Source organism: Arthrobacter sp. 35W (assembly GCF_000482545.1).
GTDB lineage: Bacteria > Actinomycetota > Actinomycetes > Actinomycetales > Micrococcaceae > Specibacter.
In genome coordinates, this window is sequence record NZ_KI519454.1 from 1043907 (window position 1) to 1058150 (window position 14244).

At 62.5% G+C, this 14244-nt stretch carries 9 protein-coding genes; all 9 read right to left on the reverse strand.

Translation table 11 applies throughout. The features are described 5' to 3' along the window. Positions 1 to 24: 24 nt before the first annotated feature. A complete protein-coding gene (locus K254_RS21735) occupies positions 25 to 2250 on the reverse strand; it encodes an arylsulfatase (protein WP_035748988.1) in 2226 nt (741 codons plus the stop codon). Between the two features lie 5 nt (positions 2251 to 2255). Further along, positions 2256 to 3599: an MFS transporter gene (locus tag K254_RS0104445; protein ID WP_051388814.1), complete on the reverse strand. Its 1344-nt coding sequence runs from the start codon at positions 3597 to 3599 to the stop codon at positions 2256 to 2258. Between the two features lie 759 nt (positions 3600 to 4358). Continuing rightward, entirely contained in the window at positions 4359 to 4955 is a 597-nt protein-coding gene (locus K254_RS25205; protein WP_196810867.1) for a DUF1097 domain-containing protein, read from the reverse strand. A gap of 1946 nt (positions 4956 to 6901) precedes the next feature. Beyond that, a complete protein-coding gene (locus K254_RS21740) occupies positions 6902 to 7171 on the reverse strand; it encodes a hypothetical protein (protein ID WP_155848451.1) in 270 nt (89 codons plus the stop codon). A gap of 358 nt (positions 7172 to 7529) precedes the next feature. Next, a complete protein-coding gene (locus K254_RS0104470) occupies positions 7530 to 8951 on the reverse strand; it encodes a class-II fumarase/aspartase family protein (RefSeq protein WP_081709889.1) in 1422 nt (473 codons plus the stop codon). Positions 8952 to 9016: 65 nt separating this feature from the next. Next, positions 9017 to 10810 (reverse strand): ABC transporter permease, encoded by a 1794-nt coding sequence (locus K254_RS21745; RefSeq protein WP_051388817.1) that lies wholly within the window; start codon positions 10808 to 10810, stop codon positions 9017 to 9019. Next, positions 10807 to 11868, reverse strand: coding sequence for an ABC transporter ATP-binding protein (locus K254_RS0104480; RefSeq protein ID WP_026554359.1), 1062 nt, complete (start codon positions 11866 to 11868; stop codon positions 10807 to 10809). The genes K254_RS21745 and K254_RS0104480 overlap by 4 nt, the downstream gene beginning before the upstream one ends. Before the next feature lie 39 nt (positions 11869 to 11907). Then, a complete protein-coding gene (locus K254_RS0104485; protein WP_026554360.1) occupies positions 11908 to 12948 on the reverse strand; it encodes an extracellular solute-binding protein in 1041 nt (346 codons plus the stop codon). Between the two features lie 207 nt (positions 12949 to 13155). Beyond that, positions 13156 to 14172, reverse strand: a complete 1017-nt coding sequence (locus tag K254_RS0104490) for a LacI family DNA-binding transcriptional regulator (protein WP_035748990.1) — start codon at positions 14170 to 14172, stop codon at positions 13156 to 13158. Positions 14173 to 14244: the final 72 nt, after the last annotated feature.

The window sequence follows — 14244 nt, forward strand, 5'->3', positions numbered from 1 at the left end:
ACCCGGTGCCCGGCCTACGCACGCCTACTCCGTGGAGGCCATCAGATCCGCCAGGTCTTCCAGATCGGGTCCGGCATCGAAGCGAAGCACGACACGGTCCAAGATGCTGCCGGCCATCGCAAAGGGGGCCACGTAGTCCGGCGAGACGGTGCTTACGGGGTCGGCACCGACATCCATGCCCCAGAAGGACAGATGGCCGGAGACCTGCGGCACAACGGCCCGTCCCGTGACGGTTCCCTGCTGGACAAGCTCGACGATGGCCACCCTCCCTTCTTGCCGGGTGAGCCTGAAGCCCACTGTCGCATCGCCTTCAGGGACGGGGGCATCGGCTTTGAGCACCACCCTGGTACCCAGATGGTTGTGCTCAAAGGTTGCCGTCCCGTTGCGGATGTAAAGGGCATAGCCGCCCCGGACGTTTCCGCTGGACAACAGTGCACCCTCGGTTCCGGATTTGAATCCGGTTAGATAAGCGCTGACCTCCATGGATCGGTCGCTGCCGGCGATTGCGCTGGCGAAAGGGACATGGCTCTGCCCCGGGCGGAGTACGATCTCCTTCCGGTTGATGAGGCCCGACGGACCGCGCGCTGTCAGCAACTCGTAGAGGGTCCGGTCATCCAAGGGGAAGGCCCCGACGCTGTGCGCCTGGCTCCACCACATGGCCTTCAAATTCTCTACCTTTTCCGGGAAGTCCCCGGCCATGTCGATGGACTCGGAAAAGTCCACCGTGCCGTTGTAAAGGCGCCACTTGTCAGTATCGAAGGACTCTCCGCTGACGTGTTCCGTCACGGCCTTCCATCCCTTGTGCCAAATGGCCCGGTGACCCAGCATTTCCCAGAACTGGGTGTCGCGGCGGGCCGGTGCGGCGGCATCGGACAGAGAGTCGCGCAGGCTGGCGCCGTCGACGTCGTCGGGCATTTCGATCCCGGCGAGGTCCAGCAACGTGGGGGTGATGTCGATTGCGTGGACGAACTGGTTGCGCACACCACCGCCTTCCTTAATTCCGGCGGGCCAGGAAACGACTAGGGGGGAGCGGACGCCGCCGAGGTCTACAAATTGCTTGTACCGGCGGAACGGTGTGTTTCCTGCCATGGCCCAGCCCTCCGGGTAGTGGGCGGGCCCCATGGCGGTGCCTAGGTCGGGCAGCAGTTCGAGCTGCTCGGCGGCGGGGCGATGGATGCCCGAGTAGGGTGCGTTGCAGTCGACGTCGCCGGTCGGACCGCCCTCCCGCGAGGCGCCGTTGTCCGACATGACCAGCACAATGGTGTTTTCCTTCAGGCCCAGGGTCTCCAGAGTCTCCAGCAGGCGGCCGATTTGGGCGTCGGCGTGTTCCAGGAAACCGGCAAAGGCGGCCTGGAGGTGGGTGAAGACCTCGCGCTCGTCGGCGCTGAGCTCGTCCCAGCGGCGAACGCTGTCGCTTGGCTCCGTCAGGATCGTGTCGGCCGGGACGAGGCCCAGTGCCTTCTGCCGTTCCAGACGCTCTGCCCGGGTGGTGTCCCAGCCCTTGGCAAAGACCGGCAGGTACTTTTCGATGTACTCCCGCGGAGCCTGGAACGGGGCGTGTGTGGCGCCCAGTGCGAGCTGGAGGTAGAACGGTGCGTTGGGGCGGTAGGTGACGTGGTCCTTGATGAAGGTTGTTGCGTGGTCCGCCAGATCCTCGCTGAGGTGGTAGCCCGGGGTGGATGGCGGGGTGACCGAGTGATTGTCCTGGATGAGCTCGGGTGCGTATTGGTCTGTGCACCCATCCATGAACCCGTAGTACTTGTCGAATCCTCGGCTCAGCGGCCAATTCTGGAACGGGCCGGCGGGAGTGATCTCGTGCAGCGGGGCCAAGTGCCACTTCCCAGCGAGGTAGGTGCCGTAGCCTTCGTTGCGCAGGATTTGCGGCAGCATCGCTACGTCGGGGCGGATGGCGCCGCGGGAATTGGGGAATCCCGTGTCGGCGTCGGCAAGGAACCGCATGCCCACCGAGTGGTGGTTTCGGCCTGTCAGCAGGCTGGCCCGGGTGGGGGAGCAGAGGGGGGTGACATGGAAGTTGTTGTACCTTAGCCCGGTTTGGGCCAGTGAATCGATGGCGGGTGTATTGATCTCGGAGCCGAAGCAGCCAAAGTCCGACCACCCGGTGTCGTCCAGTATCACCATGACAACGTTGGGCTTCCCGGCCAAGTCGGCCGGTGCGGTGGGCCACCACGGCTGGGATTCTGCGACGGTGGTGCCGATGGTGCCCTGGAAATCATGGGCGTCTGTATTCACAACAATCAGCTTTCTGTAGTGCTAAAGGTTCGTGCCCGCAGGGAGGCCTGGCGGGAGGTCAGGTAGATGGCACTGACCAGGGCGATGATGGCCACGATGACCAAATATGTGGAGATCGACCAGGTCGCTCCTCCAGCGGAGTTCTGCAGCGCCTGGGCGATGAGTGGGCCGAAGCCGCCGCCGATGACCGTCGCAACCTGGAAGCCAACCGACATTCCGGTGTAGCGCACCTTGGGCTCCAGTACTGCTGCGAACAGCGTGGCCTGCTGGCTAAAGAGGGTGCCGACGATCATGCCGTTGCAGACCATGACGACGAACAAGGCCGTGACGCTCTTCGTCTCCATCAGCCAAAACATCGGGAATGCCCAGAGAGCCAGCACCGCGGTGGCCGTGACCAGGACCGGACGGGAACCGATGCGGTCCGAGATCAATCCGGCGAGCGGGGTCATGATGAGGTTCGCCAGCGACGCGGCAATGTTCGCGATGAGTGCCACCGTCGGGCTGATGCCCAGAGTCACCGTGGCGAATCCGAGGATGAAGACACCCTGGATAAAACCGAGGGTGGTATCGGAGACATGGAGGCCGATCATGGCCAGAATCTGCTTCGGATACTGGCGCAGTGCCACTGTCAGCGGGAGTTTGGTCTTGGCTGGCGCGGAGGCCACTGCCTTTTCGAAGTCGGGAGTTTCCGTCAGGCGGACACGCAGGATGAGTCCGAAAACCACCAGTAGGATGCTGATCAGGAAGGGAATGCGCCACCCCCAGGCCAACAGGTCTGCTTTGGACATGGTGCCCGTGATGATGGCGACGACTCCACTGGAGAGGATGACGCCGATTGGTGCGCCGGCCTGGACGAGGCTGCCGAAGAATCCACGCTTGCTCTCGGGCGCGTGTTCGACGGCGAGTAACGCCGCTCCACCCCACTCGCCGCCCAGGCCAAATCCCTGGATGAAACGCAGGAGCACCAGCAGGATTGGTGCCCAGACGCCCACCTGGTTGAAGGTCGGGAGGCAGCCGATTCCGACGGTTACGCCGCCGGTGAGGAAGAAGGTCAGCATCAGCATCCGCTTGCGGCCGAACTTGTCGCCCATGTGCCCGATGACGATTCCGCCCAGGGGCCGTGCAACAAATCCCACGGCGAAGGTGCTCAATGCGAGCAGGGTGGCCAACGCCGGATCGCCGGTGGGGAAGAAGATGGCGCCGAAGACCAAAGCTGCCATGGGGCCATACACAAAGAAGTCGTAGTACTCCAGAACGGATCCGACCATGCTTGCCATGGCTGCTGTCCAGGGCGTCGTCGGTGGCTTGGTGGCCACGGCCTGACGGGACTGAAGGTTTTGGGCGTTCATGCTGCTCCTCATTGAGTCACTCAAGAATAGGATCGATCCCATATCAAAACCAATGGTCAGAACCTGGAGTGTGAGATCGATCTCATAAACATAGATGTTGAGATCGATCCCGTCAATAGTCTTGAGTGTATTTTGGTTGCGGATGGCCGAGTCCGCAAATGCGGTTGGAGGCTGCGCCGCTCCGGCCTGAGTCGATGGGGAGAGTTGGTCGCGGACCTGAACCCATTGATGCAAACCGTCAGGGCCGTTCTGGGGCGCTGACGTCGACCGACTCCCGGTTCGCGACGCTGGCAACGAACAAGGACTGACTCATACTCCTTGGACATGGGCGGTGCGTTGAAGGGGTGTTGATGCGAATCGGTCCGGATTTGATCCTCCAACCAAATCTGAGTCGTGTGGTGCCCGGGTCCACGCCGCCTAATTTCGATGACCACGCCAGTGCACTCCGTAAGGTCATGACCAGCTGGCGAGGGGGTCGCCGCGACGGCGGGCTGACGGGTTCTATGGATCGGAAATAGATCAAATCCGTCCAGCGGGGAGATGAGGGCCAGGGTTTCGGGCCGAGATGGAGGACATGAAGAATTCAAGCGAGATCGGCGGCTCTCCGGAAAGACAGGCTTGCTGACATCCCATGGAAGGGTGGTGTGCAAGTTGCCGCATCCACCTGCTGGACCCGAGGAAGCGCATCCCGGAACCTGGCAGGATCGAGAATGCCCGAATCGCCGGTGCCGGGGCCCAGCGATGGAAGCCGATGCCGGCTCAAAGAGTATTTGGGGTTGTGGGAGACGCGTCAGTGTCTGCGCCCCAACAGTTCCCCGGGGTCGCCAAGCTCGCTGTGGTCAGGCTGGTCCCCTGCCGGCTTTGCCCCGGCGGCTGTGCGGGCGACATTGCCTTGGCTGCACAAGCAAATCCGAGTCCCAGCAGGTTCATTCCCAGACCGCATAGGAAAGCGGCAACAATACTGCCGGGCACGGGACCAAAATGTCCAAGGTGTGTTGCCAGCACCGTGGAAAAGCCGACAAACATCCCCGGGACCAGGGACAGTGCCCTGATTCTTCCCAGCAGCAACATGCCCGGGTTCATCACCAGAATGGCCGCCAGGCCAGGTGCCCAAGCTGGAATCGACGGCCCGGCGGTGGACGCCAGAAATCCCTGTAGCCAGAGCGTACCTAGCGCGAAGACCGCACCCACTGGCAGAGTCCGTCCCAACGCGGACAAGGATGAATGTGAAGGGCCGCCAGGCAGCGAGATGGCGGCCCAGCCCAAGAAGATCCCCCACGTCGGCAGATTCAGTGATGCGCCGCCGATAAAAATGGTGAAGGCGGCCAGCAGGGTTGCCGAGACTTCAATGGGCATCCGGATATGCATGTGATCAATTCCTTACGAAACGTCAAACGGCGCACCGACTCGGAATTCCAATGCGCGGCGGCCAATCATTAGAGGTCATCTTCAGCGTCTTGTGGCTTCGGAATGAGCAGGGGTATGAGGAATAATTGGGCTGTTTTGCCGACCGGCAGGGAGGGAGGGTATCCGCCCAGCAAGATGGCGGGGCTCAGCCCCGCCATAGCCGGCAAAGCGGTGATCTCCGTGAAGAAGTTGCACTTCGTCTCGCATGTCACTGGGCGTTGGCTGATTCAAGTAGGAGTGGCGTGAGAGGTATGAGATCGATCTCAATAGGCTAGGTCCTGTGATTGACCCCGTCAAGACTTGGCCGCCCGAAAGCCGCGGTTTCCACCACATCGGTGAGCTTGGGTGAGGCGCCGATTCGCTGGGGGATCCGAGGTGAGGGCTTTGTCCGCGATCTCGTCTCCCCGAACAGTGTTGCAGTTGCGGTACAACACCGTCCGCGTGGACCGCCCCCGATCCGGGCAAGCGACAGAGTGCTCGATGTTGAAGGCCGAATATTTCTCCATGGATTGATCAAGGGAGCCAATATCGGCGCCGAATCCAAAGCAGGCAACGTGCGGATAGGCCACGGCGACGATGAAGCATCGTCACTACGTGGGGCACTGGTCGCCCTCCCCGCCTTCCACACCCTGGGTTCAACAGCGCCCGGCAGCCAGCCATTTCGGCTGGAACCTACCAATTCCAATCGGGCGCGACTTGCACCCGACCATCCCCATGGCTCATCCCTGGGGTAGGACAGAAAGCCCGGTAGAACGGGCGCAGCCCAATACATAGAGGCCGGTCCAAGCGCTGTGGTCTGCTACGCCGGCGCCGGCGTACATGGTGCATATAGGGTGCATGCAAACTACCGGGCTTCGGCGAAACAGGGGCTGCCCCCGGTCTTGTTGACTCCTTGGCTTAGGGAGCCGGTTCTCGTGGATGCCTGTGGATCTTGTTGGCCAGTGCCAGCATGGTTGTCGCAGGGGACACTGGTGGGTTTTGACGAGTATTGGCATTCGAGATGTCCATGGCCTTCTCGACTGGCGCTGCTTGAAGAGACAGAAGAAGGGTGTGCACAATGGGCACACCCTTCGCCGTCGGACTCGTCCGTACCGGTGCCGGACTGGGCCGGATTCGGCATGTTTCCTGGATTTCCCAGTGTTTGCAAGGGCCGGAATCCGGTTCGAGTCCCACCTCGGGCACAGTGTTTCCGCAGGTCAGGGGCCCTTTGGGCCTCTGACTGTGGACAAAACCCGCCGAAGTGTTGACATGAAGTCCACTTGGCTAGGCTCTTGGCCGAGTTCTACGGGCTCATGGCGTGTGGGTTGCGCTGGATATTGAACATTGCGAGTCCCCGATTCCTGGTGTCTGCGGTCCGGTTTTCTGTCCTACACCTAATTCATCGGGGGATTCAGGGCTGGCGACATGAGGTAGGCGGAACTTTCGTGAGTTTCTTTCCCCGGGACGCCCAAGGCTTGGGTCACCTCTAAGGCTGGTTCCCTGCGTTGGTGTGATGGATATTGACCCTTTGAACCACCCATCAGGGAACGGCTCCGCGGCGGCATGCATGTCCAACTGAATCGGGTCGGATCCGTAACTAAGCTGCTGTGCGGTTGGGCCTTCCCTAGAGGCACCGCATCGGGGCCGGCGGCGCGGGCCTGTCTCGCCAGGTCCCCAGTAGCCCCGGAACAGCTGGCAGGCTCGAAAAACGGGTGGCCTTTGGCCATCGGTGCCGTGCAGCGGCTCGGCGACCTAAGCGGGACCATTTGCGGGTGGGCCACACGCGAATCCAGCAAGCCAATTGGTAGGTGGATCCTTGGCATCGGGGGACTGGCCAGGAGGGTGCGGCGGTGGGGGACCGGCGCACAGGACCCCGAAATCGCCAAACCGAGCCGTGGAAGGACCGCCATTTTGAACTAACAGCCGCACCCCGGGGCGGCCGCCTGGGTGCGCTCTGATTTGTCGCGGTGTTCGTGGGTTTCTCCGTAGGGGACGTCGCGGCTGACGGCGACGGTGTAGGTGGTGTGGTTGTGTTGGGTGACCAGGATGCCGTGCCGGCGCTCCTGCATTGCCCGGGTCCTGGCAATGTCCTCGGCGGTGTTGAGGTCGTTTTCGAGTGTTGCCCGGTCATGGGCGGTGATTTCCACGACGAGGCCGCAGTGGTGCTTGATCATCTTGGTCTCCATCGGGGATGTGTTGTCGGAAGCGGGGTCGACAGCAGGTGCCGGGCAGGGCAGACAGGGCGGGAGGGGAAGCGGTGGTTCGGTGGCGTGCCCTGCCTGCGGTGAGGGGGTGCTGGCATGCCGTGGTTTCCGGCGGCCTGATCGGGAGCGTGGCGCTCGTCCCGGATCTACAACCAGTCTGGTGGGCCCGCGGTACAGCGGGCAATCGATGACTGTTGACTTTGTGTGGCAGCTGGTTGACGTTGGGACTGGCGGTTCTTGGTTGCGCCTGCCAGGCGGCGCGAGTCCGGATTCGACGCCGCCAAGAACCACCATTCCCAGCCGACAATCCGCAGGCAGACGGGGGTGGATGGCCCCAGGTTTAGGCGTTCGGCTTCAAAGCCTTCCGCCCCCTTTCGGCCGTGGCGCGTGCAATTTCAGCGCTGAGTCCCAGATGGTGTGCTGGTTCGAGGAGCGCCCGGATCTGGGACGCCGTCAGAAGGGCGCTGATCTCTGGATTGCTGGAGAGCGCTTCCATGAATGTCGATTCACTCGTGGCGGCTTGATTGGCCGCCTGGTGCACGATCCCATGTGCTTTCTGGCGGCCCACGAGTCCGGCCAGATGCATCATGACGGCTTCGGCGGCAATGAGTCCACCGGTCAACTCAAGGTTGGACCTCATCCGTTCCGGAAATACTTCCAGATCGCCCAACAGCTTGTGGAGCATGTGCAGCGAATCGCCCGTGAAGACTGCCGCCTGCTCCACCGCACGGTCCATCATGGCGGATCGGGAGCCATCGACTTCGTGGGACTGAATCATGGCTTCCAACGCCAGTGGCACGAGCGCCCGGACGGTGGCGCCGGCCGTCGCTATGCCGGAGCACAGTTTGGGGTTCCGCTTCTGCGGCATGGTTGAGCTGCCGATGTCGCCGGTGGGAATTGACTCGCTGACTTCGCCGAATTCCGTGGCCATGAGCCGGGCGATTTCTTCTGCGATGGAGCTCGCCGTCGCGCTGATCATGCCGAGCGTGCAGACGAATTCGGCAAAGTGGTCCACGATGTTCCGGGATGGCACGTTCATGGCACGAAGGCCCAGGATGCGGGCGACGCCGTCCTGCACTGCGGGACCTCGTTCGCCGAGGGTCGCGAAGGTCCCGGCGGCACCGCCGCTCATCGAGACAAACAACCGGGGCTCAAGTTGTGTAAGACGCTCCAGATGCCGGGCCATGACATCAAGCCACGCCGCGACCTTGAACCCGAAGGTGATCGGTACCGCGTGTTGCCAGTGCGTGCGCCCGGCCATCTGATCATCGGCGTACGTCTCGGCCAAGCCGGCCAGCGTCTCGATGACCTGGCACAGGCTGTGGCGCAGATGGATGTGGGCATCCTTGACTCCGACGGTGTCACCGCTTTGCTGGATGTTCTGTGTTGTCGCACCCCAGTGCACCCATCCGCCATGCTCGGTGCCTACCACTCGGGAGAGTTCCGAAACCAAGGGCACCATGACATGCCCTGTCACGGCTTCTTCTGCAGCGATCCGGGCCTGGTCGAGTAGGTCAAGATGCGCGCATGCTGCGATCCTCGCTGCGGCGTCCTGCGGAATGATGCCCGTGTCTGCTTCGGCCTGGGCAAGGGCGGATTCGACATCAAGCCAGCGTTGGCGCTTAGCCGTCGACGAGAACACCTTCCGCAGAAAGGCGGGATCTTGGTCGGCAGGCGGCTGTCCCGGGTCTGCCTGGTTGGGGGTTTCGTCCCTGTGATCTGTTGTTTGCCTGCTACCGGTGGCGGTGGCTAGATCTGGCATGTCTTTCCTTTCAGGCCGTGCAAGTTCACGGTGGCTGTCTGCGTCGTTTCTCTGGACACGTGGGTTTAGGAGAGTGGCGCTGCGGCAAGAGCCGCGGATTTGGTCGTTCTGGGTTTAGTTGTGCGGCGACCGCGCTGCAGGGTGTTGGAAATGATGAGAACAATCAGAATGAGGATGATCTGAAGGCTTCCGTAGGCGGCGGCGGAGCCGAATTCAGCGGAGTAGATCCGGTTGTAGATCTCCACCGACATGGGTACGTACCCCGCCGGGTAGATCACCACGGAGGCCACGTATTCTCCGACGCCGTCGACGAAAGCGAGCAGAGCCCCGGCGAGGATTCCCTTGGCGATCAAGGGGACTGTGACGGTGCGCAGGACCCGCAAGGGCGTCGCACCGAGGTTGCGGGCGGCTTCCTCGAGGGAGGGGTCGATTTGGTCCAGCGATGCCCCGGTGGACCGGAAGATCAGTGGAACGTATCGGACAAAATAGGCTACCGGCAGGATCCAGAGGGTGCCGACGAGGGTCAGGCCGAGGTTGGTGGGGCTGGGTTCATTGAAGGCGGTGACCATGTTGACGCCGATGACGGTGCCCGGCAGTGCCCAGGGCAGCATGATGGCGATGTCCAAGACGGTTTTGCCGCCTAGCTTCCACCGTGCAACGATCCATGCCGCGGCCGCCCCGATGAGTGCGGCGGCAAGCGTTGCCAGCAGGCTCATTTGGACGCTGACGTTGATCGGGAGCAGGCTGCGCGGGTCGGTAAAGATCCGGATGTAATTCTGCAGCGTGTATTGGTCGGGGATGACCTGGGTGGTCCATGAGCTGTCAATGGAGAAGGAGACCAGAATGATGACCAGGACGGGGGCCAGGAGCACGGCGCTGACGACGGTGCTGCCGATCATTGCCACATACCGGACTGGCCCTGTGCTGACGGCGCGGTCGCGCTGGGTTCCTTTGGAGAGGCTCCGGTGGATCCGCCGGCCCTGGTACCAGCGCATCGACACCAGGAACAGAATGGAGACGATGGACAGGATTGTTGATTGCGCGGCAGCCAGTTCGTGGGCCCCGCTGGTGCGGGTGGACACGATCTGCATCGTGAGCGTTTGCACGTTGTATAGCTGGGGTGCGGTGAAGGAGGCCATAGAGATCATGAAGGTCAGCAGTGCCCCCGATACGAGCGCGGGAGTGAGCATGGGTAGGAGCACGGTCGCCCAGATGCGGATCTTGCCCGCGCCGAGGTTGGCCGCAGCAGATTCCAAGGAGGAGTCCAATCCCGCCAGGCCCGCCGAAACGGACAGGTAGAAGAACGGATACATGGTGAAGGTATGGACCAGCAGCACCCCGGCGATCCCCGTCACCGACGTGCTGGCGGCCGGAATTCCCAACCACAGGTGTAGGGCGCGGGGAACAATGCCGGTCTCGCTGTAGAGGAGAACGAAGGAGACGGCGCCGATCAGCGGGGGCAGCGCCATGGGCAGGAGGGCAAAGACCTCCAGCGCTTTGCGGCCGGGGAACTCAAATCGTGTCAGCAAGACTGCCAGCAGAGTCCCCAGAATGCCGCACAGCACGACTGAGGCCATCGAAATGCCCACGGACAGCAAAAGGGCCGAGGCCGAGGATCCGGAAAAGAAGGTCCCGTAGTTGCTGGCCAGGCCGTTTCCCTGGGTGGAGAAAAGCGCGGTTTGGGCCATGGGGATGACGACGAAGAACAAGATGATGACGAAGACGGGAGCCGCGAGCAGGTAGACGAAGCGGTCGCTGCCGATCTTCTCAGAGAGCGTGCCTGTTCTGCGTCGTCGGGGAGCAGAGGCTGAAGGTGGTTTCTTCTGTGAGGTTGTGGTCTTGGCGTCGAGAACGGTCATCGCTGCACCAGCCAGACTCGGTCCGGATCGCAGGTCATTCCCACGGAATCGCCGATCTGGGGCCCGTTGGCATGATCTGGAGCCGTGACGTTGACGGTGAGGTCCTCCATGGACACCTCGTAGGTGACGGACGCGCCGGTGAATTCCGCGGCTCGCACGGTTCCGCGCAGGAGGGGGCTGGGCCCATCGGTGAAGCGCAGCACCTCTGGGCGGATGGACAGCGCCGCTGGGTCCCCGGCGCTGGGTCGAAGATCCGGCGCCTTTGGAACGTCCATCCTTGAACCTCCCGGCAGGTCCACCGTGACGGTTGTTGCATCGCTGCCGAGAACGGTGACGGGGAGGACGTTGCTGCGCCCAATGAACCGGGCGACAAAGGCCGTGGCCGGGCGATGGTAGATCTCGCGGGGGGCCGCCACCTGGTGGACACGCCCGCCTTCGAGGACGGCGATCCGGTCGCTCATCGCCATGGCTTCGGCCTGGTCATGGGTGACATAGATCCCGGTGATGCCGGCAGCGCGCTGGACCTGACGGATCTGGACCCTGGTTTCCTCGCGCAGCTTTGCATCAAGGTTGGACAATGGCTCATCGAGAAGCAGGACTGAAGGTGAGATTACAACGGCCCGGGCCAGCGCGACTCGCTGCTGTTGGCCGCCGGAGAGTTCATCGATCCGCCGTCCCGCGTAGCCGGCCAGCCCGACCTGGGCGAGCGCATTGTCAATGCGGGCGGCCTTTTCCTTCTTGTCGACCTTGCGTACGTTGAGTCCGTAGGCCACATTTTGGGCCACGCTCATATGCGGGAACAGGGCATAGTTTTGGAACACCATGCCCGTGTCCCGGCGGTTGGGCGGGGTCCGCGTGACGTCGGAGTCGCCAAAGCGGATGATTCCGCTGGACGGCTGGATGAACCCGGCGATCATGCGCAGCATGGTCGATTTTCCGCAACCGGACGGGCCAAGAAGAGTGAAGAATTCACCAGACTCGATGGTGAGGTCCATGGTGATGGTGGGCGGGTTGTCGCCATAGGTTTTGCTGACGTTTTCGAGGCTAACGCTAATCATGTCAAGTGCTCCAAGTGGTGGGGGCCGGGCGGGGCTGCTCTAGCCGCGGTTCTTGATGTTCTGGACCCAGTAGCCGATCCACTCGGCGTCCTTGCTGCCGACGGTCTTCCAGTCGACGGGCATTTCCTTCAGGTTGAGCGTGCTCAGCCATTCCGGTTCCTGGGACAGGGCCACGGTGGGGATCTGGTAGTTCTGCTCTGCCAGGGACTGCTGGGTCTGTTCCTGCAGCAGGAAGGCGGCAAATTTGTCTGCTCCGGCGCTGTGGGGTGCGTTTTTGACCTTGCCGATGCCATCGAGCAGGATGGGCGCGCCGGAGGCGGGGACGACCGGGGTGAAGGGGACCCCGGCCTTGCTCTGAAGCATGATGTCCTGGAGGTTCCAGATGGTCAGCGGCGCTTCCTGGCGCTGGATGCGCAGGTAGAGGTCTGTCGGATTGGCCGTGTAGTCCTTGGTGTTCGCGTCAAGGCCCTTTAGCCACGCGTAGCCTTCATCGGGGGTTCCTGTCGTTTGGAAGGTGCGGTAGATCATCGAGGAGAAGATGCTGCGCATGGTGCCGGAGGCCGCGACATCGCGGATAAGGATCTTGTCCTTGAACTCGGGCTTGATCAGGTCGTCCCAGTCTTTGGGTGCCTGGTCGGGGTTGAGCAGGTCGTGGTTGTAGGCAATGATTTCGGCCAGCCGCTGTTCGGCGAGCCAGAGGTTGTCCTTGCCCCGGTATTTCTCGGGGACGCGGTCCACGACGTCGGTGGGGAAGGCCTCCAACAGGCCCGCTGCCGCTCCCTGGTCGAATTGTTGGGAGGTCCCGCCCCACCAGACGTCGGCCTGCGGCCGGCCGGATTCCGCACGGACCCGATCCGCCACTTCCTGGGCCCCCAAGGTCAGGAGCTGGATTTTGTAGGCGGGGTTGGCCGCCTCGAATTTCTTGACCACGCCTTCGGTGATGCCTTTCGGCCGGGACGTGTAGATGGTGATGGTTTCCCTGCCGGCGGTGGCGCTGCTGCCGGCGTCAAGTCCGCAAGCGGACAAAGCCAGGGTGGCCGTGGTGGCAAGAACCATCGAAGTGAATACGCGTCTGCGCATGATGCTGCTCCTTTACAGCGCCGCCTGCGGACAGGAACCGCGGCGGCGATAGACATTGCTTGTGGGTGGTCCGTGCTTCCACGACGAATGCCGGATCGATTCACCAAACAGGAAAAATATATATTGATGGCAAGGATTGGCTCTTCATGCTTTGCCGGATCGATTCACCATCAACAAATCCATGGTGACAGGTGATGCGAGTCACTGTCAAGGCGTTGCTGGGCAGCCGCAGGATTCCCTGACAATCAACTCCGGCAGGGCAATGGTCGATGCCATGTTCCCCTCCGCATCATTGAGTTGGTCGAGCAGGAGCCGCGCGGCGGTGCGTCCAAGATCTTCACCGTGGGTGGCGATGCTGGTCAGGGGTGGTTCCCACAATGCGGCGCCGCTGACGTCGTCGTAGCCTATGACACGGACATCGTTGGTGCGCCCATGCATACGCAAGGCGCGGTAGAGCCCAAACGCCACGCTATCGCTGTGGCAGATGATGGCGTCTGGAAGCGGCTCCGGGCGGGCGAGCAGCTGCTCACCCAGCGCGAGTCCGCCAGGTCCACTCGTCTCGCCGGGCATATCGAGCAGGGCGTCCGGGCCCAGCCCGTACTCGGCGAGGGCGCCGCGGGCCCCAGCGATCCGGTCCCGCCGCGACAGGACCTTGACCGGGCCACCAAGGTAGGCAAAGCTCTTGCAGCCATGGGCCAGGAGGTGTTCTGCGGCAAGCCGGCCGCCCAATACATCGTCGGCCCCCACATAGGGCGCGGTGATGCCATCGAGGTATCGGGTCATCAGGATGTGGGGGACGCCCCAATCCTTGAGGGAATGAAGGAATCCAGATCCGGTGCCGCTGGCGGGCACCAGGGCAAGCCCGGCGACCTGGTGTTCGCGCAAGGCCTTGACCAGCTCGTCCTGGCGCTGCGGGTCGTCAGCCGTTGCAACGATGAGCGACAGGAAACCGGCCTTGGACAGCTCGGATTCGAGCCCGACCAGCAGTTCGCCAAAGAATGGACTGGCGATGTTGGTGACGATGACGCCGATGGTGCCCGATCGCTGGGTCCGCAATGAGGCGGCGCCCCTGTTGTAGACATAGCCGAGCGTTCGGATCGATTGGTTGACCCGGTCACGGGTCTTTTGTGAAACCCGCCCGGTTCCCATAACGACATACGAAGCCGTGGTTCGTGACACGCCGGCATGTGCCGCGACGTCTTTGAGAGTAATCTGCCCAGTCATGTACCCAAAATAGCAGGATCGATTCACCTTGGGGCCGTCCCCGACCCGCCAGGCATGGCCAAGACCGGTTTT